Below are 23,702 nucleotides of genomic sequence, written 5' to 3' on the forward strand. Positions count from 1 at the left end.
GAGAGCCGCACACACGGTTCTCGTATGGGCTCTTTCCGGATCGGCAGGCTGCGATGGTTCGTCCCGGTCTGCGCGATCGTGGTCGCCGGAACCGCGCTCGGGGGCTCCGCCGCGGTTGTGCACGCAGCACCGTCGGACGTGTTGCCGAGTTCGGGGTGTGAGGCGGATCTGCCGCCGAAACCGAAGAAGGGTCCGGTCGACCCGCGTGACCTGATCCCGCGGCTGCCCGACCGGTTCAGCATCCCGCTGCCGTACCCGCGGATCCTGCCGGTGCCCGAACCGGCTCCGGAGAAGCCGGTGGTCCGCATCCCGTCGGAGAAGCCGCCGAAGGACCCGTGCTCGGACCCGTGCCCGGACATCACCGACCCACCCAAGCCGAAACCCGACGCCGGCGGTCCCGCGTTGAGCATCGAGTTCCCGAAGATCACCTTCGATCCGGCGCCCAAGAACATCCCTGTTCCGGTGCCCAACCCGAACCCGCCGGAGCTTCCTCCGCCACCTGCGGCCGTCGCCCCGGGTGTCGACGCCGGACCGGTCGCATCCAAGCCGACGCGTCCGCGGGTGTCGGGCGTCGAACTCGTCAGCACGCTCACCGGTAAGGGTTCGACGAGCCGTACCGACAAGCGCTGGCAGATCCACGGCACCGACCTCGGGATCATGTGGGAGTCCGCACCGGGGAAGGTCGCGGTCGTCTTCGGCGACACCGTCGGCAAGGGTTTCCGCCCGCCGGGTGCCAACGGGCGGGACTGGCGGTCCAACGTGCTCGGGTTCTCGAGCGATGCGAAGCTGTCCGACGGGATGAGTATCGACACGATGATCCAGGACAGCCGATGCCACGCCGCGGAACTGCTCAGCGCGCGACGCATCGACCACTACGAGATCACCGTCATCCCGACCTCGGGTTTCGCGATCGGCGACCGCCAGTTCATGACCTATATGTCGGTGCGGACCTGGGGCAAGATTCCCGGCACGTGGCTGACCAACCACGGCGGGCTGGCGTACTCGGACGACGGCGGGTCGACGTGGACCAAGGACCCGTACGCCCGATGGGACAACATCTTCGGCGTCAGCCAGTTCCAGGTGTCGTCGATGGCTCCCCAGGGCGAGTACGTGTACATGTTCGGCACGCCCAACTCGCGGATCGGTTCGGTCGGCCTCGCGCGAGTCCACCGCGACCACGTACTGAACAAGACCGCCTACCAGTACTGGCGAGACGGTCGCTGGGTCCCCGCACGCGACGGCAACGTCGCGTCGGTGATCTTCGCCGGACCGGCCGGCGAGGTGTCGGCCCGTTACGACGAGAAGTCGAAGCGGTGGCAGCTGACCTACCTCGACGCCCTCCGCGGCGGGATCATGCTGCGCAAGGCCCGCGAACCCCAAGGGCTCTGGTCCGAACCCGCAGAACTGGTCCATTCGTCGAGGTACGACCAGCTCTACGGCGGCTTCATGCACCCGTGGTCGAGCGGGGAGGACCTGTACTTCACCATGTCGACCTGGACCGACTACAACGTCGCACTGATGCAGGCGCGCGTCCGCTGACGGACGCTCAGCGGACCTCGAATGTCCGCGACATCCCGCTGATCGGCCGGATCCTGCCGCTGCCGTCGCGGCTGTTGCCGTCGTACTTGATCCGGTACGTCCCCGACGCCCCGGCGGGCGGTCGCCAGGTGATCGTGATGCGCGAGGTGTCGGTGCTGCCGGGCGGGCGTGCCCAGCGGAACTCGGTCGACCAGTCGTTGTCGTCGGCGACCGTCGTCCACGAATCACCTTCGCGGCGCTGGACCTCCAGATACGTTCCGCCATGCCGGAAGTCGTTGTTGGGGTGCGCGCCGACGAAGTCGACGGTGATGGGCTGCCCCGGACGGTACGACCCGCCCGGCTGGCGGAGGACGTCGCCGTAGGCGTGCCCCGGGATGGGGCGGTCGGCGGGGACCGGCGGTAGCAGATCGGGCTGGAAGCCGGACTTGTCGACGGGCGCCGGACCGCGCCCCAGGCTGCGGCCCGATGCCATCGCGGCGGCGAGCTTCGCGAACTCCTGCATGTACGCGGGCAATGTGTAGCGGCCGTACTGGGTTTCGCCACCCTCGTACTGCTGGAGGTCGTACTCCTCCGGGGTGGTGACGTACTGGGTGTAGGAGTTCGCGTAACCCTGGATGAGCACGTTGTCGATGTCGACGCGCAGTTCGTCGGCGACGACCTGACGAAGTCGGAGTCCCGCGACGACGGTCACCTCGGCCGGCACCGCGACGAGCACCAGTTCCCCGATCCGCATGATCTGCAACGGGACCACCGACGGAATCCAGCCCGACGGCGGCATGAGTCCGAGAGGGAAGAGAATCAGCTTGGGCGCCTGCATGTCCCGCATCCACGGGGCGATCGGCGGCTTCTTGTCGCCGCCGAGAGCGGCCACGAGGGGATTGGTCATGCCCTCGACGAGGAGGGGGAGCGGCTGCTCGTAGTTGTCCTCGCTGCTGGTCGCCGCTGCGGCGGCACCCATCATCGCCGGCGTCGTCGACGCCGGTTTCCCGTCGGGCGTGTAGGTTCCGGCGACCCGCACCGCGGACATGTCGACGTAGCGCGTGATCGAGTCGACGCCGCCGCGGGTCATCGGGCGGGTGGCCTCGAAGGCGCGCCGTCCGGCGACGTACTGGCGTTCACCGATGAGTTCGCAGTTGCGCTTGTTGTCGGTCGTCGGGCCGCTCGGTGTGAACCACTCGAGGGAGAGGTTGGGCGTCATGTCGCCCGAGTTCGTCTGCGGGAAGGCGGCGACGAAGCCCGGCTGGGTGCGCTCCCACAGGTAGCTGGCGTACCCCTTGTTGTCGCCGGCGATCAGCACGTTGTGATCGGCCAGCGAGGTGCCGTGGGTCGAGAACCAGGTGATGGCCCCGACGTCCCTCCCGCTCGCGTGCCGAAGCCGCAGCACGGTGACCTGCGGGTCGATCGCGTTGGGGAACAACTTCTTCTCCGACGCCGGGTTGGCGTCGAAGGCGACCCTGGACCGGTTCGCGCTGGCGTTGTGCAGTTCCTCGCGACCGATGGTGATCGTGCCGGGCGCCAGGTTGTCGTGCGCGCGGACGATGGCGGCGAACATGCCGTCGACCTCGGCGTCGTACGAGTTCTTCTTGAATCCGAAAGCGGCGAGCGAATATGCGTAGTCCCAGGCGGTCCCGCCGCAGGAGGCATGCGAGTGCTGCGCGTTCAGGTTGACGTTCGCCTCGGTGTAGAGCGAACCGAAACGCTTGCTCAGCTTCTCCATCAGCCCCATGTGGTGTGACTCGAAGAGGCAGGCGATGTCGGCGGTCAGGAAGACCACGCGCTTGCCGGTGGCCTGGTCGACGATGATGTAGGCGCGCGCCCAGCATCGCTGGAGGAGGCCGGCCGCGACCTGCTCCGGATTGGAGTAGCCCATCATGCCCTGTCCGGCAACGGCACCCGTGACGTCACCGATACCGCAGCCGACGAGGTAGTTCGTCGAGTCGGAGGGGGCGGCCGGGGCCCGACCGGCCGTGCTCAGCGCCAGACCGCCGCCCGCAACGGTCACCGCCGCACCGGCGATCAGTTGTCTCCGTGTCACGTCCACGTGGTGTGTCCCCTTCAAGCTTTCTCCTGGGTGGTCTCTGGGTTGTCGGCGATGTGCGTCGACAGGTTGGCGACCACGGCGTCTGCGATGAGGTCGCAGATCGCGCGGTCGCGGATGTTCAGGAAAGACAGAGTGATTCCGTCAGTGGCGGCGAGGACGAGCGGTGCGAGATCGGCGGAGGCGCGGTCCCAGGCGGTACCGGTGGCCGCGGCGACACCGTCGAGCGCGTCTGCGATCGCCTCGTAGTACCGGAGGTACATCTGTGCGCCGAGGTCGCTGAGTCCGTCGGTCTGCCTGGCGTATTGGTTCAGCGAGATCATGGCCTGCTCGCGGTCGGGATCGGCCTGTACCCCGTCGATGTAGGCGGAGAGCGCGCTCTGCAGGATCGCCACCACGCCGGCCCGGCCCGGCGAGATGTCCTGGGCGCCCTCGCCGAGCGCGGCGCCCACCGCGGTCAACTCCTTCTCGGTTCCGCGTTCGACGAGTGCCTCGAGGAGTTCGTCGCGGGTGGCGAACACGTAGTGGAAGGTCGACAGCGTGACGCCGGCCTCCGCGCAGATCGCGCGCGTGGTCGCGCCGTCGACCCCGCGTCGTGCGATCACCCGGAATGCGGACTCCAGCAGCAGTTCTCGCCGTTCCTCGACAGGCATCCTCATGGTCGGCGCACCTTCACGTCAGCTCGGTCACCGGAGATCACCGAGGATCTCCCGTGCCGCACGACGCCCCGAGCGGACCGCTCCGTCCATGTATCCCGTCCAGTAGTCCGAGGTCTCCGTGCCGGCCCAGTGGATGGGGCCGACGGGCTCGCGGAGTGCGGTGCCGTATTTGGTGAGGGTGCCCGGTCGGCTCACCGCGACCGGCCCACCGCGCGACCAGGGTTCGAGATCCCACTTGAACACGCCGTAGTCGATGAAGTCGGCGGCCTCGGGACCGAAGTACTCGACGAAGTTGGCGATGCACTCCTTGACCAGGGTGGATTCGGGAGCGTGATCGAGGCGGCGCATGGCGTCGGCGGAGATGAAGCCCATCAGGATGTGGTTGCCCTCGGCGTAGCTCTCGAAGGTCACGTCGATGGGGCGTCCAGCGCCGTAGGCCTGTCCCGACAGACCTTTGTCGCGCCAGAACGGCCGCTTGTAGAGCGCCGCGAACTTGCTGACCGCACCCATGCGGTAGCCGCGGTGGATGCCGGTGCGTGCGGCGGGAAGTCCTGGGCGGTAGTCGATCTGGCCGGCGATGGCGGGGGACATGGCGACGATGACGCGGCGCGCGCGATGGGTGCCGGCGTCGCCGGCGACGGTCGCGATGCCGTCGGTGTAGGAGATCGACCGGACGGGCGCGTTGTAGACCATGTTCGCCGAGAGCTCGCGGGCCATCCGAAGCGGGATGAGGGCGGCGCCGCCTTCGAACAGTCGCTCCTGCGCGCCGTCGTCGGTGCTCAGGAGTCGGATGAGGGTTCCCGGGTTCTGCTCGTCGCCGGATGCCGCGATGTAGTTGAGGTAGTAGAGCGCGGAGACTTCGTCGGGACGGACCGACAGCGGTGCCGACATCGCTATCTGCACGAGGTCGCGCGCGGTCTGGGTGTCGGCGATCTGGTGGGTGTACTGCCCCCAGGTGATCGAGTCCAGGTAGGCGGCGTTCGGGTGCTTCCACGGCTGGCCGACGGGGAAGCCCGCCAGCGCGTCGGCCTGGGCCCGGACCAGCGCGGCACCCGCTTGGCCGAGGTCGGCCACTGCGGGAATCGGCAGAGCGGCAGGTACCCGCGTCGTCCCGGTGCGGCTGACGAAGATGCTGTCGCCGGCGTTGTAGGTCCGCAGCGTCCGGACGTCGTACTCACGGGCGAAGCCGGCGATGTGACCCTGTGTGGGCCCGATGAATTCGGCTCCGGCGTCGAGCGTGGCGCCCAGCTTGGGTGAGGAGATGTTGTGGACGCGCCCGCCCGCACGGTCTCGGGCCTCGAGCACGGTCACCGACGCGCCGGCAGCCTTGAGTGCCCTGGCAGCCGCGAGCCCGGACAGTCCTCCGCCGACGACGATGACGTCGACGATCCCCGTCGGCGCAGCCGACACCCGCCCCGACCCGACCAGCGACGCGCCTGCTGCCGCCAGCGTTCCGCCCAGGAAGTGTCTGCGTGAGAGGTGTGTACCCATGTGATCCCCCGATCTCGTGGTGATGGCGAGGCTATCGACCACATGTTCAGGTCAGATGACCTGAAGTATCGAGAGAGTAACAGGAGAGTGTGAGGCGCAACACCCCGATCAACGCACAATCGCCACCTCCGGCGCACAAGCGCTGGCTGTGACCAGCGCTCATGCGCCAGAAGTGGCGATCGTGTCGAAGTTGTGCGCGTGTCGAAGTGGTGCGCGCGACGTTGACCTGCGGCGCGCACTCTCGATGCGGCCGCAGAGGAGGGGCCGGCGATCAGTCCTTGTTGCCGGGGATGCCGACGATGAACCCGACCCCGATGATGATGCAGGAGATCAGCGCGACGACGAACATGACCCAATATGCTGGCATGTCCGTGACGCTACTGCGGAAAAACAACGCCCGCAGCCGGTTCGGGATCATTGAGGTCCAAGTACCCGCAGGTCGTGGGGCCTAGGCATGAGGTCGAGCGACGTGGCGAGGAAGGGTCGCGACCACCGGGAAACCGCCGGGCACGGTGATGGTGCCCATGTTCAGCAGGATCGCGAGGGCCATGCCGAGGGCGATGTCGCCGACGGTGAGCTCCACTCGGCCCGCCTGCGCGAGGAACATCACGACGATCATGTAGTTGAGGTCCGGATTTCGTCGCAGGTGAGGCGGTTGAACCTTATGATGTTGTGCCCGCATTCCGGACACAACGTCATACGGATGCGAGGGTCGGGTAGGCGGCGGCGAGGAGCAGCGAGGCGAGGGTGGCTTCGGCGTCGGTGGCGTTGCGGAGGTCGATGACCTCGCGCAGGTGAAGGCGCGTTTCAGCGCCGGACTCCTCGTCGGGTCCGTGGATCTCGGTGCGCACCTTGTTGAGTTGTTCGGCGAATCGGCGGGGGATGTCGGGTCGCCGGTTGATGTGTTCGGGGTTGGGTGGGGCGCCGGGTTCGGCGTTCAACCGCCAGGCGCAGCGACCTTCGTCGGGGCCTTCACGGACCATGCGGGTGGTGAACTGACCTACCTGCTCGCCGACCATGCGATTGTGTTTCGGGCACGCCGGTGCGAGGTCGGTGATGTCGGTGAGTCCACCGAGACCCCAATCCAGTTGCGCGTGGTGCATTTCCACGTGCGCGGCGGATATGCCGCAGTCGGGGGTGGAACAGACCTCGCCGTCGGGTCGGGCGAAGGACACGAGACGTTGTTCACGGGTGGCCAACCTCTTGCCGCGTCCGAAGTACAGCGGGACGGCGGTGGCGTCTTTGAACACCGCCAGCCAGGGCTGGGTGTCGGCGGCCAGGTTGACGAGGTCGGTGATCGGGATCAGGGTGCCGGTCGCGGTGGTGGCGAACCCGGCTTCGCGTCGTAGGTCGTTGAGATCGGCTTTGATGATCAGCTGGATGGGTAACCCGCGGTGGCTCTTACCCAGGAGTCCGTCGTCGAACACGGCTTTCAGGAGTGCGTTGAGGGCGTCGTGGTTGAGCTGGGCGGGGGTGCGGTCGTCGCGTGCGGCTGCGGCTTCGACCGCCTCGGGGTCGGCGTCCTCGATGGAACCGTGGGGGGAGTCGGGGTCGTCGGGGTTGTTCATGCCGGGTTTGGCCCAGACGGCGAGCAGCATGGTGATGCGGGCGAGGAGTTCGGGGGTGAGGTTGGCGGTCATCTGGGCGGTGCCGTCGGCGCGTTGCCGGTTGACCGACAGATTGCGTCGACGTTTGCGGTCGGTGTCGTCGGTCAGTGTGCCGTCGGGGTCGAGGTGGGCCAGCAGTCGTGCACCGAGGGCGGTGATGTCGGCGGGGGTGTGGTCGACGGCGATCTCGGCCATCTGTCGTTCGGCGGCGACCTTTACGTCGTGGTCGACGGCGTGTGGGATCTGGTCGAGGACGTCGAGTACTGCCCGGACGTGGGAGGTGCTGACCTTGCCGTCGGCCAATGCCTCTGCCAGAGCGGGGCGTTCGGGTTCGAGTGGTTCGCCGGTCGGGCTGAGGTGGGTGGCGGTCGCGTGGCGTTGTTTGGTGCGGCGCATGGGGTCGGCCACGCGTAGGCGGTGGGTCATGAACTGGGTGATGCTGCGGTGGCCGGTCTTGTGGGGTAGGTCGCGGTCGGCGATCTCGATGATCTGTCGGTCGCCGGCGAAAGTGAGTCGGGCGATGGCCTGTTCGGTTCCGGCGGCGACGTCGATGAGTTCGGCATCGGAGCACTGCGCCAGATCGACGGCCTGGAGTTCGGCGGTGATCCGATGCAGTTCCTGCACGAGTTCGGAGGGGCGGGTCGACGGCCCGACGTCGGTCTGCGAGATTTCGGTCAAGACGGTCACCCCCGATGCCGTGTTTGAATGTATGTTCGACTGTACTCGCAATCCCATTGCCGCGCAACGACTATCGAAACCCGCACGATCGCGGGAATTGTCGGTGGCGTCTGGTAATGGGCGGCGAGATGACCACCGAGCCGGACCGTCCGGCTCGCGAGGGCTCCGGCGCATCGTGACGCCAGGCGGCGCGACTGGGCTTCCGAATCACACTGAGTCAAACTGGCGGAGGAGGGGATCTCGGCGAACCTGATCCACCTGTACCCGGCAGATCAGGAGGCGCCACTCAACTCGGGGGAGATCGACGCGGCGGCGCTGCCGGGCGTCATCCCGTCGGTCGCGTTGCAGACGTTCGAAGGCAAGGGCTTCCATCTGGTCGATTCGGTCTACCGGGATCGTCCGAACCTCGCCGGCACGAGTGTGACCGTCAGCAGCGAGGACTTCCTCACCAAGAACCCCGGGTTCGCACCTACGTGGCAGAAGCTTCACGCCGACGCCGTCAGGTACGCCAAGGCCCACTGGGAGGAGTACCTGCGGTTCGAACTCGGCAACTCGAAGGCTCCCGAGGCGGCGGTCCGTGCCGCGGCGAACCCCGACGGTTACTCCGAGGAACCGTTCCCGGCACAGGCCATCGAACTGCTCACCGGCACGAAGGCGTTCCTCGTCGAGCAGGGCAGCATCAAGGCGGACTTCGACCTCGACACCTGGTTCCAACTCCCCTCGGGGGACAAGAACCCCTGACGCGAGGCCTGGCCACAACGTTGGCGACCCGGGTACCGCCCGGGTCGCCGACGTGCGCCGTAGCGGCGTGGCGCCCGACACACCACACGCCGGTGATCACCCGCACCAGAAACCCGCTGGCCACCGACCCGTATCCTGGATGGGTAATTTCCCGCACCGACCAGGAGAGATCATGCTCGCCCGAACTGACCTGCGCGGTAGCACTCCGACGCTCGCCGAATTGCGTCGTGCGCTGCCCCGCGGGGGTACCGACGTCAATGCCGTACTCGACACGGTGACGCCGGTGGTGCATGCGGTGGCCGAGACCGGCACGCCCGCGGCCCTGGAGTTCGGTGAGAAGTTCGACGGTGTCCGCCCGACTTCGGTGCGTGTGCCTGCTCAGGTCATCGCCGACGCGCTGGCCGGTCTGGATGCACAGGTCGCCGACGCGCTGCGCGAGTCCATCACCCGTGCGCGCAAGGTCCACTCCGATCAGCGCCGGGAGACCACCCGCACCCAGGTCGTCGACGGCGGCGTCGTCAGCGAGAAGTGGATTCCGGTCCGCCGCGTGGGCCTCTATGTCCCCGGCGGCAACGCGGTCTACCCGTCGTCGGTGATCATGAACGTCGTCCCGGCCCAGGAGGCCGGCGTCGGTTCGCTGGTCGTCGCGTCGCCCCCGCAGAAGGACTTCGGCGGCTGGCCGCACCCGACCATCCTCGCGGCCTGTGCGCTCCTCGGCGTCGACGAGGTGTGGGCCGTCGGTGGCGCACAGGGCGTCGCGCTGCTCGCGTACGGCGGAACCGACACCGACGCCGCCGACGAGCCGGGCGCAGTCCTCGACCCCGTCGACCTGATCACCGGACCGGGCAACATCTACGTCACCGCCGCCAAGCGTCTGTGCCGCAGCGTGGTCGGCATCGACTCCGAGGCAGGTCCCACCGAGATCGCGATCCTCGCCGACGACTCGGCCGACGCAGGCATCATCGCCTCCGACCTCATCAGCCAGGCCGAGCACGACGTCCTCGCCGCCTCGGTGCTCGTCACCGCCAGCGCCGAACTCGCCGACGCCGTCGATGTCGCCCTCGAGCAGCAGGTCGCCGCAACCAAGCACCGCGAGCGCGTCACCACCGCGCTGTCGGGGGAGCAGTCGGGCATCGTTCTGGTCGACGACGTCGAAGCCGGCCTCGCCGTCGTGGACGCCTATGCCGCCGAACACCTCGAGATCCAGACGCGCGACGCCGCCGCGGTCGCCGACCGTGTCCACAACGCCGGCGCGATCTTCGTCGGTCCGTACGCGCCGGTCAGCCTCGGCGACTACTGTGCGGGCTCCAATCACGTTCTGCCGACCTCGGGTTCGGCGCGCTTCGCGTCGGGCCTGTCGGTGCAGACCTTCCTCAAGGGCGTCCACGTCATCGACTACGACGAGGCCGCCCTGCGTGAGGTCGCCGACAAGGTCGTCACCCTCGCCGACGCCGAGGACCTGCCCGGCCACGGCGACGCGGTGAAGCAGCGTTTCGCCGGAAGCGTGCGCCCATGACGGCATCGGACGCGACTGTGACGACGGAGGCGGGGCGCTCGGTCCCCGGATCGCAGATCAGCGTCGACGATCTGCCGCTGCGGGAGAACCTGCGCGGCAAATCCGCTTATGGCGCACCGCAACTCAAGGTGCCGGTGATCCTCAACACCAACGAGAACCCGCACCCGCCGTCACCGGCGCTGATCGACGACGTCGCCGAGTCGGCACGTGAGGCCGCCGCGGAACTGCATCGCTACCCGGATCGGGACGCGGTCGCGTTGCGCACCGACCTCGCCGCATACCTGACCCGCGCGACCGGTGTGCAGCTCGGTGTCGAAAACCTGTGGGCCGCAAACGGTTCCAACGAGATCCTGCAGCAGTTGCTGCAGGCGTTCGGTGGTCCCGGGCGCTCCGCGCTCGGCTTCGTGCCGTCGTACTCGATGCACCCGATCATCTCCGACGGCACCGACACCACCTGGCTGGTCGCGGCACGGTCGCCCGACTTCGGTCTCGACATCGACTACGCCGTCGCCGAGGTGACCAACCGCGAACCCGACGTGGTCTTCGTGACCTCGCCGAACAACCCCACCGGTGGCTCGCTCCCGCTCGCCGATCTACGACGCATCATCGAGGCCGCGCCCGGCATCGTGATCGTCGACGAGGCATATGCCGAGTTCTCCGCCGCGCCGAGCGCGACCGAGCTCATCGACGAGTTCCCGACCAAGGTCGTCGTCAGCCGCACCATGTCCAAGGCCTTCGCCTTCGCCGGCGGACGCCTCGGCTACCTGGCCGCCGCCCCGGCCGTCGTCGACGCCATCCAGCTCGTCCGCCTGCCGTACCACCTCTCGGTGCTGACGCAGGCCGCCGCGCGCGCCGCACTGCGGCACAGCGACGACACCCTCGCCGGTGTCGCGGCGATCATCGCCGAACGCGAACGCGTGGTGACGGCGCTCACCGGCTTCGGTTACCGCGTCGTCGACTCGGACTCGAACTTCGTCCTGTTCGGCGGCTTCCGGGATGCTCCGGCGTCGTGGCAGCGTTACCTCGACGCCGGTGTCCTCATCCGGGACGTCGGGATCACCGGCCACCTGCGGGTGACCATCGGACTCCCGCACGAGAACGACGCATTCCTCGACGTCAGCCGCACGCTCGCCACAACAGATCTGGAGAACTCTCAGTGAGCATCCCCGCGCCTCGCATCGCGAAGGTCGAACGGACCACCAAGGAATCCTCGATCTCGGTCGAACTCAACCTCGACGGGACCGGCATCACCGACATCTCCACGGGCATCGCGTTCTACGACCACATGCTGACGGCGTTCGGTCAGCACGGCAGCTTCGACCTCACGGTCAAGGCCGAGGGCGACATCGAGGTCGAGGGTCACCACACCATCGAGGACACCGCCATCGTGCTCGGCCAGGCGCTCGGTCAGGCACTCGGGGACAAGCGGGGCATCCGCCGCTTCGGCGACGCCTGGATCCCGATGGACGAGACCCTCGCGCAGGCCGTCGTCGACGTCTCCGGGCGTCCGTACTGCGTGCACACCGGTGAACCGGAACACCTGCTCACCGCGGTGATCGGCGGCTACCCGGGTGTGCCGTACTCCACGATCATCAACCGGCACGTCTTCGAGTCGATCGCGCTCAACGCCCGCATCGCCCTGCACGTGCGGGTGCTCTACGGCCGCGACCAGCACCACATCACCGAGGCCGAGTTCAAGGCCGTGGCGCGTGCCCTGCGCACGGCCACCGAATACGACGCCCGGGTCAGCGGCGTTCCGTCGACGAAGGGAGCCCTGTGAGCGCTACCGACGTCACGATCCTCGACTACGGTTCGGGCAACCTGCGCTCGGCGCAGCGTGCACTCGAACGCACCGGCGCCCAGGTGACGGTGACCTCCGACTTCAACACCGCGCTGCAGGCGACCGGCCTGGTCGTTCCGGGTGTGGGTGCGTTCGCCGCGTGCATGGAAGGCCTGCGCGCGGTGAAGGGCGACCGGATCATCGGCCGCCGCCTCGCCGGTGGACGCCCGGTTCTGGGCATCTGCGTCGGCATGCAGATCCTCTTCGAACGCGGCGTGGAGTTCGGGGTCGAGGCCGACGGCTGCGGTGAGTGGCCCGGCAGCGTCACCCAGCTGCCCGCGCCGGTCCTGCCGCACATGGGCTGGAACACCGTGGAGGCCCCCGAGGGATCGGTGCTGTTCGACGGCCTCGACGCCGACACCCGGTTCTACTTCGTGCACTCCTACGCCGCACAGACCTGGGAGATGGACAACGTCGGTTCGCCGCTGCACGCTCCGAAGCTGACCTGGGCCGAGCACGGTGGACGCTTCCTGGCCGCGGTCGAGAACGGACCGCTCTCGGCCACGCAGTTCCACCCGGAGAAATCCGGGGACGCCGGCGCCCAACTCCTGGAGAACTGGGTGAAGGGCCTCTCATGACCGACGGCACGCCGGCCGGCGAAGCGGACGGGAGCACGCCCGACACCCCGTCTGCGGGCAGCGGTTTCTCGATCGCCAAGCTCGCGTTCTACGCTCTCGGCGCCGGTGTGCTGGTCCTGGCGGCGTGCATACCGCTCATCCTCCTGCTGGCGAACTGGTCACCGCTCGCAGGTCTGGTCGCCGCACTGGCCGCAGTGGTCGCGATGATCGCGGCCATCGGTACCGTGGCAAACCGCATGGTCAACCGCGCGCGGGCGGAGCTGATCGCCGCCCGCGACGGACACCCGCCCGCCTGACCCGCTCGACACACAACAGCCCGACCCGAGAACAGACAGGAACACTCCACCCATGGGTAGCACCCTCGAACTCCTTCCCGCCGTCGACGTTGCCGACGGGCAGGCGGTCCGCCTCGTCCAGGGCGCGGCCGGCACCGAGACCTCCTACGGCTCGCCGCGCGATGCGGCGCTGGCGTGGCAGAACGACGGTGCGGAGTGGATCCATCTCGTCGACCTCGATGCGGCCTTCGGTCGCGGCGACAACCGTGAGCTCCTCGCCGGGGTCGTCGGCGAACTCGACGTGAAGGTCGAGCTGTCGGGCGGCATCCGCGACGACGACTCCCTCGCCGCCGCACTGGCGACCGGCTGCACCCGCGTCAACCTGGGCACCGCGGCCCTGGAGAACCCGGAATGGTGCGCCCGCGCGATCGCCGAACACGGTGACCGCATCGCCGTCGGCCTCGACGTCATCCGCGACGGCGACTCCTACCGGCTCCGCGGCCGCGGCTGGGTCACCGACGGCGGCGACCTGTGGGAGGTCCTCGAGCGTCTCAACCGCGACGGATGCTCGCGCTACGTGGTGACCGACGTGTCCAAGGACGGCACCCTCGAGGGCCCGAACCTCGAGCTGCTCGCCGAGGTCGCCGCGGCCACCGATGCCCCGATCGTCGCCTCCGGCGGTGTGTCGGCCATCGACGACCTCGTCGCGATCGCCGGCCTCGTCGACCAGGGTGTCGAGGGCGCGATCGTCGGCAAGGCCCTCTACGCCGGCCGCTTCACCCTGCCCGAGGCACTCACGGCCGTCGCCGGGGTCTGATGAGCGCGACCCAGAGCTCGCTCGACCTCCCGCGGTTGCTCGACACCGCGGGGTCGGTGCTCGACGCAGCCGTCGAGACCTTCGTCGAAGGTCTGGGTGCGCCGAGCGCCGTGCACAAGGGCGGGACGGACTTCGCCACCCAGGTCGACCTCGACCTGGAACGGCGGATCTCCGCCGAGCTCGAGGACCGGACGCAGATTCCGGTCCACGGTGAGGAATTCGGCGGCGCCGATCCGGTCGACGGCCCGGTGTGGGTGCTCGATCCGGTCGACGGGACCTTCAACTACTCGGCAGGCATGCCGCTCACCGGCATCCTGCTCGGGCTCGTCGTCGACGGCGAGGCGACCCTCGGCCTGACGTGGCTGCCGCTGCTGGACCGCAAGTACGCTGCTCACGCCGACGGTCCGCTGCTGATCAACGGCGAGGCCGCCGAGCCCCTGCCGGACACGCCGCTGGAGGAGGCCGCGGTCGCCTTCGGGCCGTTCAACGCGGCCGGGCGCGGTCGCTATGCGGGGGATCGACGCGCAGATCTGTTGCGCGCGTTGAGTTCCCGCGTCGCCCGTATCCGGATGACGGGGAGCACGGGCGTCGACATGGCGTTCACCGCCTCGGGCGTCTTCGGCGGGGCCGTCGCCTTCGGGCGGCACCCGTGGGACAACGCGGCGGGCGCCGCGCTGGTCCGGGCGGCCGGTGGGGTCGCCTCCGACATCGCGGGCGAGCGCTGGACGGTCGCCTCCGACATCGCGGGCGAGCGCTGGACGGTCGCCTCCCCGTCACTGGTCGCGGGCACGCCGACCGTGCACGCGGGTCTGATGGCAGTGATCGAGCAAACGGTCGGGGAGTGGTCGGAATGAGCACCCCGGCAACCGATGAGACAGGCACGAGAGCATCCCATGAAGAACGAGCACACGAAGGAGACACGACGATGACGCTGGCGACGCGGGTCATCCCGTGCCTCGACGTCGACGACGGCCGGGTCGTGAAGGGCGTCAACTTCGAGAATCTCCGCGACGCCGGGGATCCCGTCGAGCTGGCCGAGCGCTATGACCGGGAAGGCGCCGACGAGCTGACCTTCCTCGACGTCACCGCGTCGAGCTCGGGACGCTCCACGATGATCGACGTCGTCAAGCGGACCGCCGACCAGGTGTTCATCCCGCTGACCGTCGGCGGCGGCATCCGAACCGTCGAGGACGTCGACATGATGCTGCGCGCGGGCGCGGACAAGGTCAGCGTCAACACCGCCGCGATCGCACGCCCCGAGGTCCTCGGCGAGATGAGCCGACGTTTCGGCTCGCAGTGCATCGTCCTGTCGGTCGACGCGCGGACCGTGCCGGAGGGTTCGGAGCCGACGCCGTCCGGCTGGGAGGTCACCACCCACGGCGGCCGCCAGGGAACCGGCATCGACGCGGTCGAGTGGGCTCGGCGCGGTCAGGACCTCGGTGTCGGTGAGATCCTGCTCAACTCGATGGACGCCGACGGCACCAAGAAGGGCTTCGACCTGCGCATGCTCAGGGCGGTGCGCGCGGCCGTACGGGTCCCGGTCATCGCCAGCGGCGGTGCAGGCAAGGTCGAGGACTTCGCGCCCGCCGTCCAGGCCGGCGCGGACGCAGTGCTGGCCGCCTCGGTCTTCCACTTCGGCGAACTCACCATCCACGAGGTGAAGGCCGCCATGGCCGACGCCGGGATCACCGTCCGATGACACAGGCAGGAGAACGCTGATGGCCCTCGATCCGGAGCTCGCCTCGCGTCTCAAACGCAACGCCGACGGACTGTTCAGTGCGGTCGCGCAGGAACGCTCCACCGGCGACGTCCTGATGGTCGCGTGGATGGACGACGCCGCTCTCGAACGGACCCTCGCCACGCGCAAGGCGACCTACTACTCGCGGTCACGCCAGGAGTACTGGGTCAAGGGCGAGACGAGCGGTCACACCCAGTACGTGCACGACGCGCGCCTCGACTGCGACGGCGACACGGTGTTGCTCGTCGTCGACCAGGTCGGCGCGGCCTGCCACACCGGGAACCACAGCTGTTTCGACACCGAGTCGCTGTCTTTCGGAGCAGACGCCCGGCCGGTCGATTCCGCACAGTAGATTTCCATCGTGATCACACCCGAAAGGCGGTGACGCTGCATGCCCCTCATCCAGATCTCGCAGACCCCCGGACTCTCCGACCGCGTCAAGCGCGAGACCATCGCGGCGGTGACCGAGGCGTACGCCAAGGCGACCGGCAAGAACCCGGATTCGGTCTGGGTCACGATCACCGAGGTGCCGCGCACTCAGTGGGGCGTCGGCGGCGAGCCCCTCGGATGAGCGGCGTGAACGCGGCGGCCGGGGCGCACACGACGTCCCTCGCGGAATTCCTCGACCTCGCCCGTGACCATCGCGTGGTGCCGGTGACACGCAAGGTGCTCGCCGATTCGGAGACACCGCTGTCGGCGTACCGCAAGCTGGCCGGCGATCGTCCCGGGACCTTCCTGCTGGAGTCGGCAGAGAACGGCCGCTCCTGGTCGCGCTGGTCCTTCATCGGGGCCGGGGCACCCTCGGCGCTGACCGTCGTCGACGGCCAGGCGCACTGGTGGGGTTCGGTGCCGGTGGGCGCTCCCGAGGGCGGCGACGCCCTCGAAGTGCTGGCCGAGTCGCTGCGCGTGCTCAAAACCGACCCGCTGCCGGGCATGCCGCCGCTGACCGGCGGCTTCGTCGGGTTCATGGCCTACGACATGGTCCGGCGCCTCGAACGTCTCCCGGAGACCACCGTCGACGACCTCGGCCTGCCGGACATGATGATGGTGCTGGCCACCGACCTCGCCGCCGTCGATCATCACGAGGGCACGATCACGCTGATCGCCAACGCGGTCAACTGGGACGGTTCCGACGAGCGCGTCGAGGAGGCCTACGCCGACGCCCTGGCGCGTCTGGACCGGATGACCGAGGCGCTCGCCGCACCCGCGTCGTCGACCGTCTCGACCTTCGACCGGCCCACTCCGGACTTCACCGCACAGCGCACGCTCGAGGAGTACAGCGAGATCGTCACTAGCCTCGTCGGCGAGATCGAGGCGGGCGAGGCCTTCCAGGTCGTGCCGTCGATGCGGTTCGAGATGGACACCGAGGCCGACCCGCTCGACGTCTACCGCGTGCTCCGGGCATCGAATCCCAGCCCGTACATGTACCTGCTGCGGATGCCGGGGACCGAGGCGAACAGCGACACTGCCGCTCCCGACGCGATCGCCCGCAAACCGTTCACGATCGTCGGCAGCAGCCCGGAGGCGCTGGTCACCGTCGCCGACCGCATCGCGACCACACACCCCATCGCCGGGACGCGCTGGCGCGGCGCCACCGAAGAAGAGGATCAACTGCTCGGCAAGGGCCTTCTCGAGGACGAGAAGGAGAACGCCGAACACCTCATGCTCGTCGATCTCGGCCGCAACGATCTCGGCCGTGTATGCGTCCCCGGCACGGTGAAGGTCAGCGACTACCGGCACATCGAGCGGTACAGCCACGTCATGCACCTGGTGTCGACGGTGTCGGGAACGCTGCGCGACGACAAACACGCACTCGACGCGGTGACCGCCTGCTTCCCGGCCGGCACGCTCACCGGCGCACCCAAGGTGCGCGCGATGGAGCTCATCGACGAACACGAGAAGACACGGCGCGGCCTCTACGGCGGCATCGTCGGCTACCTCGACTTCGCCGGCAACGCCGACACCGCGATCGCCATCCGCACCGCGCTCCTCGCCCGTGGCCAGGCCTACGTGCAGGCCGGTGGCGGCGTGGTCGCCGACAGTGAGCCCGAGTACGAGTACAACGAGGCGCGCAACAAGGCAACCGCGGTGCTCAACGCCGTCGCCGCCGCGTCGACGATGAACAGGGTCGGGGAGACCCCGTCAGGAGACATCGCGTGACATCCGCGGACCAACCGGCCGAGTCGTCCCAGCCTGAGTCGTCCCAGCCCAAGCCGAAGTCCTCGCGACGGCCGCAGATGATCGCGGCGGTCCTGATGCTGGCCACCGCCGCCGCGTTCTGGGGCGCGAGCCGGCTGACGTGGGCCACCGTCTCGGCCGAGGACGGCCTCTCACCGCAGCGCGCCTTCGACGTGAAGGGATCGGACTGGAGCCCGTGGCTCACGCCGCTCGCCCTGGTCTACCTCGCCGGCATCGCCGCGGTGCTGTCGGTGCGCGGCTGGGGTCTGCGCCTCGTCGCGCTGCTCGTCGCCGCCGGTGGCGTGCTCGCCGCCTTCCCGGCGATCTCCCTGATCGCCGGTGGCGCCGACTCCGAGTACGCCGCCGACGCCGGGGACATTCCGGACCGGTACATCGTGCTCTACACCGACACCCAGTGGTTGCCCGCCGCGCTGGTCCTGCTCGGCACGGTGTGTGCGGTCGCCGCCGCGGTTGTGCTGCTCCGGGTCGCCAAGGGTGCGACGATGTCGTCCAAGTACAAGACCCCCGCGGCCCGGCGCGAGGAGCTCGAGACCGAGATCTTCGCCGACTACGAGCGGCGGAAGAGGGCGGCCGCGGCCGACTCCGCGAAAGCCGGTGACACCCCGGCCGACGCCGACGCCGACGCCGACGCCGGAACCGGCGGAAAGGACCGGCGGCCCGGCGACGACCGGGACGCCAACGAGCGCATGATGTGGGACGCGCTCGACACGGGCATCGACCCCACCGATCCGGACGAGCGCTGACCCTCCGGGCGAGCAGTGCCCCGGTCCGACGCCTCGCTGAGACGCACACGACAGGCTGAGATATGCGCAACAGTCCAGGACCGGTCCCGTTTTGTGGAGAATCGGCCAACCCGGCGACAGGTCGCCGCGACTGTCGGTCTACCCTGAGACCACACGACGAGCGGAAGGGAGCGGAGTCGCTGTGAGCATGCCCAACGTTCTCGAGTCGATCATCGAGGGAGTCAAAGCCGACGTCGCCGCACGTGAGGCGATGACCGACTTCGCTGCCGTCAAGGCCGCCTCGGCGAAGGCTCCCGCTCCCCGGGACGCCATGGTCGCACTCCGCCAGCCCGGTATCGGTGTGATCGCGGAGGTCAAGCGCGCGAGCCCGTCGAAGGGTGAGCTGGCCTCGATCGGCGACCCAGCCGAGCTTGCCAAGGCCTACGAAGACGGCGGCGCGCGCATCATCAGCGTGCTGACCGAGGAGCGACGCTTCCACGGCTCGCTCGCCGATCTCGACGCCGTTCGCGCAGCGGTCGACATCCCGGTCCTGCGCAAGGACTTCATCGTCGGTCCGTACCAGATCCACGAGGCCCGCGCCCACGGCGCCGACGTCATCCTGCTGATCGTCGCGGCCCTCGAACAGAACGTCCTCGCCTCGCTGCTCGACCGCACCGAGAGCCTCGGCATGACCGCCCTCGTGGAGGTGCACACCGAGGAAGAGGCCGACCGCGCCCTCGAGGCCGGCGCGTCGGTCGTCGGCGTGAACGCCCGCAACCTCAAGACCCTCCAGGTCGAGCGGGACACGTTCTCGCGGATCGCCCCCGGCCTGCCGACCGAGATCATCCGCATCGCGGAGTCGGGTGTTCGCGGCACTGCCGACCTGCTGGCCTATGCCGGCGCGGGCGCCGACGCCGTCCTGGTGGGTGAGGGACTCGTGACAAGTGGTGACCCCCGCGCCGCCGTGCGTGAGCTGGTCACCGCGGGTACCCACCCGTCGTGCCCGAAACCAGTTCGCTGACATACGTCTTCGGGCCGTGTTCGGTCCATGTCGTCGTCGGCCCGATCGACTGTGAGATGTAGTGACCGCCCATCCTGATTCGGCCCATCCCGACTCTTCCGCGACCGTGCTCCCGCCGGCCAGCACCGGCCTGACGACGCGTACGTCGATCGAACCCGACGAGGGTGGACACTTCGGCGTCTACGGCGGACGGCATGTGCCGGAAGCCCTGATGGCGGTCATCGACGAGGTCACCACGACCTTCTTCAAGATCCGCAACGACGACGCCTTCCTGAACGAACTCGACCGTCTGCAGCGTGACTACGCCGGACGTCCGTCGCCGCTGTACGAAGCGAAGCGTCTCGCCGAGTACGCCGGGGGGGCGCGCATCTTCCTCAAGCGCGAGGATCTCAACCACACCGGCTCGCACAAGATCAACAACGTTCTCGGACAGGCGCTTCTGGCCCAGCGGATGGGCAAGAACCGCATCATCGCCGAGACCGGCGCCGGCCAGCACGGCGTGGCCACCGCCACCGCATGTGCGCTCCTGGGCCTCGAGTGCGTGATCTACATGGGTCGCGTCGACACCGACCGACAGGCGCTCAACGTCGCCCGGATGCGTCTGCTCGGCGCCGAGGTCATCGCCGTCGACAACGGTTCGGCCACGCTGAAGGATGCCATCAACGAGGCCATGCGTGACTGGGTCACCAACGCGCACAACACCTATTACTGCTTCGGCACCGCCGCCGGCCCGCACCCGTTCCCGGTGATGGTCCGTGATCTCCAGCGCGTCGTCGGTCTGGAGGCACGTGCCCAGATCCTCGACAAGGCCGGACGCCTTCCCGACGCCGTGACCGCCTGTGTGGGCGGTGGGTCCAACGCCATCGGTATCTTTCATCCGTTCATCGACGACTCCGACGTTCGTCTCGTCGGTTTCGAGGCGGCCGGTGACGGCGTCGAGACCGGCCGTCACGCAGCGACTTTCACCGGCGGGACGCCGGGTGCATTCCAGGGTGCGTACTCGTACCTGCTGCAGGACGAAGACGGGCAGACGACCGAATCCCACTCGATCTCCGCAGGTCTCGACTATCCGGGCGTGGGCCCCGAGCACGCCTACCTCAAGGACACCGGCCGGGCCGAATACCGACCGATCACCGACACCGAGGCGATGAACGCGCTCGCGCTGCTGAGCCGCCGCGAGGGGATCATTCCCGCCATCGAGTCCGCGCACGCGGTCGCCGGCGCACTCGAGCTCGGCAAGGAACTCGGCGAGGGCGCGATCATCGTCGTGAGCCTCTCCGGTCGCGGCGACAAGGACGTCGACACCGCCGCGCGCTGGTTCGGCCTCTTCGACCCGCCGCCGTCGCAGGACGAGGCAAAGGCCACCAGCGGACAGCCGGGAGAGCGGGCATGAGCGCAAACACGATCTCTTCGAAGACCGGACCCGTCTTCGCGAAGTGCCGGGAGGAGAACCGCAGCGCACTCATCGGATATCTCCCCGTGGGGTATCCGACGCTGGAGGGTTCACTGACCTCGTTCCGGACAATGGTCGACGCCGGTTGCGACATCATCGAGGTGGGCGTGCCCTACTCCGACCCGGTGATGGACGGTCCGACGATCCAGGAGGCCGCCGATCTCGCCCTCACCAACGAGGTGCGGGTGCGCGACGTGTTCACCGCGGTCGAGGCGATCAGCTCGGCCGGTGGCACCGCGGTCGTCATGAGCTACTGGAACCCGGTGCTGCAGTACGGCGTCGAGAACTTCGCGCGAGACCTCGCCGACGCGGGCGGCGCCGGGCTCATCACGCCGAACCTGATTCCCGAAGAGGGCGCCCAGTGGCACGCCGCCTCCGATCAGTATGGCCTCGACCGCATCTACCTCGTCGCGCCGTCGTCGACCAACGAGCGCATCGCGCTGACCGTCGACGCGTCCCGTGGATTCGTCTATGCGGCATCCACCATGGGCGTCACCGGAGCACGCGACGCGGTGTCGGACATGGCTCCCGAGCTGTGTGCACGCGTCCGCGAGTACTCCGACATCCCCATCGGCGTCGGACTCGGTGTCCGCAACCGTGAGCAGGCCGCCCAGATCGCGTCCTACTCCGACGGCGTCATCGTCGGCTCGGCGCTGGTGACTGCCGCCAAGGCCGGCCAGGACCGCCTGGCCTCCCTCGTCGGCGAACTCGCCGAGGGCGTGCGTTCGCGTCACGCGGCTGTCTGACCCGCTGGTCGAGTAGGGCCGAGAGGCTGCCCGAGGTCTGTATCCGGGCCACGCGGCAACCGCACCGCACGGGCACACGTGTCCGGTCGGTTAGGGTTGCATCGTGAACGCGCCGACCACGACGATGCTCGCCTACATCCCCAGTCCGCCTCAGGGTGTGTGGGATCTCGGACCGTTCCCGCTGCGCGCGTACGCCCTGTGCATCATCGCGGGGATCATCGTCGCGGTCTGGTGGGGCAATCGCCGGTGGGTCGCACGTGGGGGACAGGAAGGCGAGGTCCTCGACGTCGCGATCTGGGCCGTTCCGTTCGGTCTCCTCGGCGGGCGTCTCTATCACCTGATCACCGACTGGAAGACCTATTTCGGTGCCGACGCCCCCAAGGAGCCGCTCGACGCCCTGCGGATCTGGGACGGTGGTCTCGGAATCTGGGGCGCGGTCGCGCTCGGTGCGGTCGGTGCCTGGATCGGCGCCCGACGCCGCGGCATCCGACTGCCCGCTTTCGGCGATGCGATCGCCCCGCCGATCCTGTTGGCCCAGGCCATCGGTCGGCTCGGCAACTACTTCAACCAGGAGCTGTACGGCCGTGAGACAACACTGCCGTGGGGTCTGGAGATCTACGAGCGCGTCAACAAGGCCGGTTACGCCGACGCGGGCCTGATAGACGGCAAGTCCAACGGCGTCGTGGTCGCCGTCGTCCAGCCGACGTTCCTCTACGAACTGCTGTGGAACGTCCTGATCGTGGTCCTCCTGGTGGTCATCGACCGCAAGTTCCGCATCGGTCACGGTCGCCTGTTCGCGCTGTACATCGCCGGCTACTGCCTCGGCCGGTTCTTCATCGAGATGCTGCGCGACGACCGTGCCGCCGTCGCCAACGACATCGCCGGTATCCGCCCGAACCTCTTCACCGCGGCCCTCGTGTTCGTGTGCGCGATCGTCTACTTCGTCGTCGCACCCAAGGGTCGCGAACAGGGGCTGGAGATGTACCACCCCGAACGTGCCGCCGAACTCGAGGAACAGGGCGTCGCCGGATACGTGGACGACTGGTACGACGAGGACTTCGACGAACTCGACGCCGCCGAAGGACAGGAACCGCCGGCCGAGGTGGACACACTGGACGCGCTCGACGCCGAGGCCGACAAGGTGGAGACCACCCGTGTCGCCGCCGAACCTGCCGCAGCGGCGAAGGTCTCGGATGATGAACCCGCTGCCGAGCCGGTGGTCGACGAAACCGCGGCGGGGGAGACCGAGACCGAGGAACCCGTCACCGAGGAAGCCGAAGCAGCCACTGGCGCAGTTGAGACTGAGGCAGTGGATTCTGACGCGGGGGAGTCTGGCGCACCTGAGTCCGCAGACGCTGGGGTCGCGGAACCCGAGGTCGCTGAACCCGAGGTCGCGGAACCCGAGGCGGAGGATGACGCAACCACCGACGTAGAGGCAACAGACACCGAGGCCGTAGACGCAGCGACGGCCAATGCAGCCGAAGACGATGAGGCCGACAGCGTCGTCGAGAACGAGGACCCGGCAAGCCAGGTCGTCGAATCCGAGGACGCGGCAACCGGCGTCGCGGAATCTGAGGCACAAGCGACCGGCGTCGTCGAATCCGACCCGGAATCCTCTGCCGTCGAAACCGATGCCCCTGCAGCTGGCGACGCTGAGTCTTCGGCAGCCGACTCTGCCGACGTGCAGGCCACCGACGCCGGACAGGCCGATGCCTCGAGCAGCCTCCGCCGCCGGGTCGCCTCTCGATTCGGTCGCCGCCGCCGGCCCTGACCCTCGGCCGCCCCTGCCAGGAGGTAAACGCGAAAACCGCCTGCTGAAAACCACCCTCCAGAAGGCAACCGCTGACGATATGTAGCCGGCACGTCCACACCGGGTCGAGTCCAGGGGCGGTTCTCGGTCGCGAGGATCACAGCCTTCGAGCACACGCGTGCTCGGTGGTGTTCGGATACGATCGAACTTCATGACGCGCGATCTCCGACCGCCCGGTTCGACTCAGCCCGGTACCGATCTCGGCACGGTCACTCGCTCGCCGCGCAATACTCC

General features: G+C 68.6%; 22 protein-coding genes and 1 pseudogene. 18 read left to right on the forward strand and 5 right to left on the reverse strand.

From position 1 onward, the window contains the following. Positions 1 to 24: 24 nt before the first annotated feature. Positions 25 to 1,539 (forward strand): DUF4185 domain-containing protein, encoded by a 1,515-nt coding sequence (locus tag GKZ92_RS09330; RefSeq protein WP_006357351.1) that lies wholly within the window; start codon positions 25 to 27, stop codon positions 1,537 to 1,539. A 7-nt stretch (positions 1,540 to 1,546) separates the two neighbouring features. Here GKZ92_RS09330 and GKZ92_RS09335 read toward each other — a convergent pair whose 3' ends face one another. The 5 genes and pseudogenes from GKZ92_RS09335 to GKZ92_RS09355 form a co-directional block, all read right to left on the reverse strand. Continuing rightward, positions 1,547 to 3,580, reverse strand: coding sequence for a neutral/alkaline ceramidase (locus GKZ92_RS09335; protein WP_006357352.1), 2,034 nt, complete (start codon positions 3,578 to 3,580; stop codon positions 1,547 to 1,549). A gap of 14 nt (positions 3,581 to 3,594) precedes the next feature. Further along, positions 3,595 to 4,230, reverse strand: a complete 636-nt coding sequence (locus GKZ92_RS09340; RefSeq protein WP_006357353.1) for a TetR/AcrR family transcriptional regulator — start codon at positions 4,228 to 4,230, stop codon at positions 3,595 to 3,597. Between the two features lie 33 nt (positions 4,231 to 4,263). After that, positions 4,264 to 5,727, reverse strand: coding sequence for a flavin monoamine oxidase family protein (locus GKZ92_RS09345; protein ID WP_155225208.1), 1,464 nt, complete (start codon positions 5,725 to 5,727; stop codon positions 4,264 to 4,266). A gap of 456 nt (positions 5,728 to 6,183) precedes the next feature. Beyond that, positions 6,184 to 6,355 (reverse strand): annotated as a pseudogene (locus GKZ92_RS09350) (dicarboxylate/amino acid:cation symporter); the annotation flags it as partial. A 67-nt stretch (positions 6,356 to 6,422) separates the two neighbouring features. Continuing rightward, on the reverse strand, positions 6,423 to 8,069 hold the full coding sequence (locus tag GKZ92_RS09355) for a DUF222 domain-containing protein (protein WP_420914652.1): 1,647 nt from the start codon (positions 8,067 to 8,069) through the stop codon (positions 6,423 to 6,425). 285 nt (positions 8,070 to 8,354) lie between these two features. On the opposite strand from GKZ92_RS09355, the gene GKZ92_RS09360 reads away from it, so the two are divergent. The 17 genes from GKZ92_RS09360 to lgt all read left to right on the forward strand — a co-directional run bounded on the left by GKZ92_RS09360 (position 8,355) and on the right by lgt (position 23,429). After that, complete coding sequence (locus GKZ92_RS09360) at positions 8,355 to 8,753, forward strand: hypothetical protein (protein ID WP_006359150.1); 399 nt, start codon at positions 8,355 to 8,357, stop codon at positions 8,751 to 8,753. A gap of 172 nt (positions 8,754 to 8,925) precedes the next feature. After that, positions 8,926 to 10,269 carry a histidinol dehydrogenase gene (hisD, locus tag GKZ92_RS09365; protein WP_040004186.1) on the forward strand — a complete coding sequence of 448 codons (1,344 nt, stop codon included), beginning with the start codon at positions 8,926 to 8,928 and terminating at the stop codon, positions 10,267 to 10,269. Further along, on the forward strand, positions 10,266 to 11,429 hold the full coding sequence (locus tag GKZ92_RS09370) for a histidinol-phosphate transaminase (RefSeq protein ID WP_035755311.1): 1,164 nt from the start codon (positions 10,266 to 10,268) through the stop codon (positions 11,427 to 11,429). The genes hisD and GKZ92_RS09370 overlap by 4 nt, the downstream gene beginning before the upstream one ends. Further along, positions 11,426 to 12,049 carry an imidazoleglycerol-phosphate dehydratase HisB gene (gene hisB, locus GKZ92_RS09375; protein ID WP_005196188.1) on the forward strand — a complete coding sequence of 208 codons (624 nt, stop codon included), beginning with the start codon at positions 11,426 to 11,428 and terminating at the stop codon, positions 12,047 to 12,049. Before GKZ92_RS09370 ends, hisB begins: the two co-directional genes overlap by 4 nt. After that, entirely contained in the window at positions 12,046 to 12,687 is a 642-nt protein-coding gene (hisH, locus tag GKZ92_RS09380; protein WP_006359153.1) for an imidazole glycerol phosphate synthase subunit HisH, read from the forward strand. Before hisB ends, hisH begins: the two co-directional genes overlap by 4 nt. After that, positions 12,684 to 12,983, forward strand: coding sequence for a hypothetical protein (locus tag GKZ92_RS09385; RefSeq protein WP_006359154.1), 300 nt, complete (start codon positions 12,684 to 12,686; stop codon positions 12,981 to 12,983). The genes hisH and GKZ92_RS09385 overlap by 4 nt, the downstream gene beginning before the upstream one ends. A gap of 52 nt (positions 12,984 to 13,035) precedes the next feature. Then, entirely contained in the window at positions 13,036 to 13,779 is a 744-nt protein-coding gene (priA, locus tag GKZ92_RS09390) for a bifunctional 1-(5-phosphoribosyl)-5-((5-phosphoribosylamino)methylideneamino)imidazole-4-carboxamide isomerase/phosphoribosylanthranilate isomerase PriA (RefSeq protein WP_006359155.1), read from the forward strand. After that, positions 13,779 to 14,633, forward strand: a complete 855-nt coding sequence (locus GKZ92_RS09395; RefSeq protein ID WP_155225210.1) for an inositol monophosphatase family protein — start codon at positions 13,779 to 13,781, stop codon at positions 14,631 to 14,633. Before priA ends, GKZ92_RS09395 begins: the two co-directional genes overlap by 1 nt. 71 nt (positions 14,634 to 14,704) lie before the next feature. Further along, positions 14,705 to 15,478: an imidazole glycerol phosphate synthase subunit HisF gene (gene hisF / locus GKZ92_RS09400; protein WP_006359157.1), complete on the forward strand. Its 774-nt coding sequence runs from the start codon at positions 14,705 to 14,707 to the stop codon at positions 15,476 to 15,478. A 19-nt stretch (positions 15,479 to 15,497) separates the two neighbouring features. Continuing rightward, positions 15,498 to 15,869 carry a phosphoribosyl-AMP cyclohydrolase gene (hisI, locus tag GKZ92_RS09405; RefSeq protein ID WP_006359158.1) on the forward strand — a complete coding sequence of 124 codons (372 nt, stop codon included), beginning with the start codon at positions 15,498 to 15,500 and terminating at the stop codon, positions 15,867 to 15,869. A gap of 39 nt (positions 15,870 to 15,908) precedes the next feature. Continuing rightward, positions 15,909 to 16,088 carry a tautomerase family protein gene (locus tag GKZ92_RS09410; RefSeq protein ID WP_005196179.1) on the forward strand — a complete coding sequence of 60 codons (180 nt, stop codon included), beginning with the start codon at positions 15,909 to 15,911 and terminating at the stop codon, positions 16,086 to 16,088. Next, positions 16,085 to 17,677 (forward strand): anthranilate synthase component I, encoded by a 1,593-nt coding sequence (locus GKZ92_RS09415; protein WP_035755313.1) that lies wholly within the window; start codon positions 16,085 to 16,087, stop codon positions 17,675 to 17,677. The genes GKZ92_RS09410 and GKZ92_RS09415 overlap by 4 nt, the downstream gene beginning before the upstream one ends. Continuing rightward, positions 17,674 to 18,459: a Trp biosynthesis-associated membrane protein gene (locus GKZ92_RS09420; RefSeq protein ID WP_006359160.1), complete on the forward strand. Its 786-nt coding sequence runs from the start codon at positions 17,674 to 17,676 to the stop codon at positions 18,457 to 18,459. The genes GKZ92_RS09415 and GKZ92_RS09420 overlap by 4 nt, the downstream gene beginning before the upstream one ends. 181 nt (positions 18,460 to 18,640) lie before the next feature. Then, positions 18,641 to 19,459, forward strand: coding sequence for an indole-3-glycerol phosphate synthase TrpC (gene trpC / locus GKZ92_RS09425; protein WP_035755315.1), 819 nt, complete (start codon positions 18,641 to 18,643; stop codon positions 19,457 to 19,459). A gap of 61 nt (positions 19,460 to 19,520) precedes the next feature. Then, positions 19,521 to 20,852 (forward strand): tryptophan synthase subunit beta, encoded by a 1,332-nt coding sequence (trpB, locus tag GKZ92_RS09430; protein WP_035755318.1) that lies wholly within the window; start codon positions 19,521 to 19,523, stop codon positions 20,850 to 20,852. After that, complete coding sequence (gene trpA, locus GKZ92_RS09435; protein WP_042376160.1) at positions 20,849 to 21,658, forward strand: tryptophan synthase subunit alpha; 810 nt, start codon at positions 20,849 to 20,851, stop codon at positions 21,656 to 21,658. The genes trpB and trpA overlap by 4 nt, the downstream gene beginning before the upstream one ends. 103 nt (positions 21,659 to 21,761) lie before the next feature. Then, positions 21,762 to 23,429, forward strand: coding sequence for a prolipoprotein diacylglyceryl transferase (lgt, locus tag GKZ92_RS09440; RefSeq protein WP_035755320.1), 1,668 nt, complete (start codon positions 21,762 to 21,764; stop codon positions 23,427 to 23,429). The last annotated feature ends 273 nt before the right edge of the window (positions 23,430 to 23,702 follow it).

Source organism: Gordonia sp. 135 (assembly GCF_009720185.1).
Lineage (GTDB): Bacteria > Actinomycetota > Actinomycetes > Mycobacteriales > Mycobacteriaceae > Gordonia > Gordonia alkanivorans.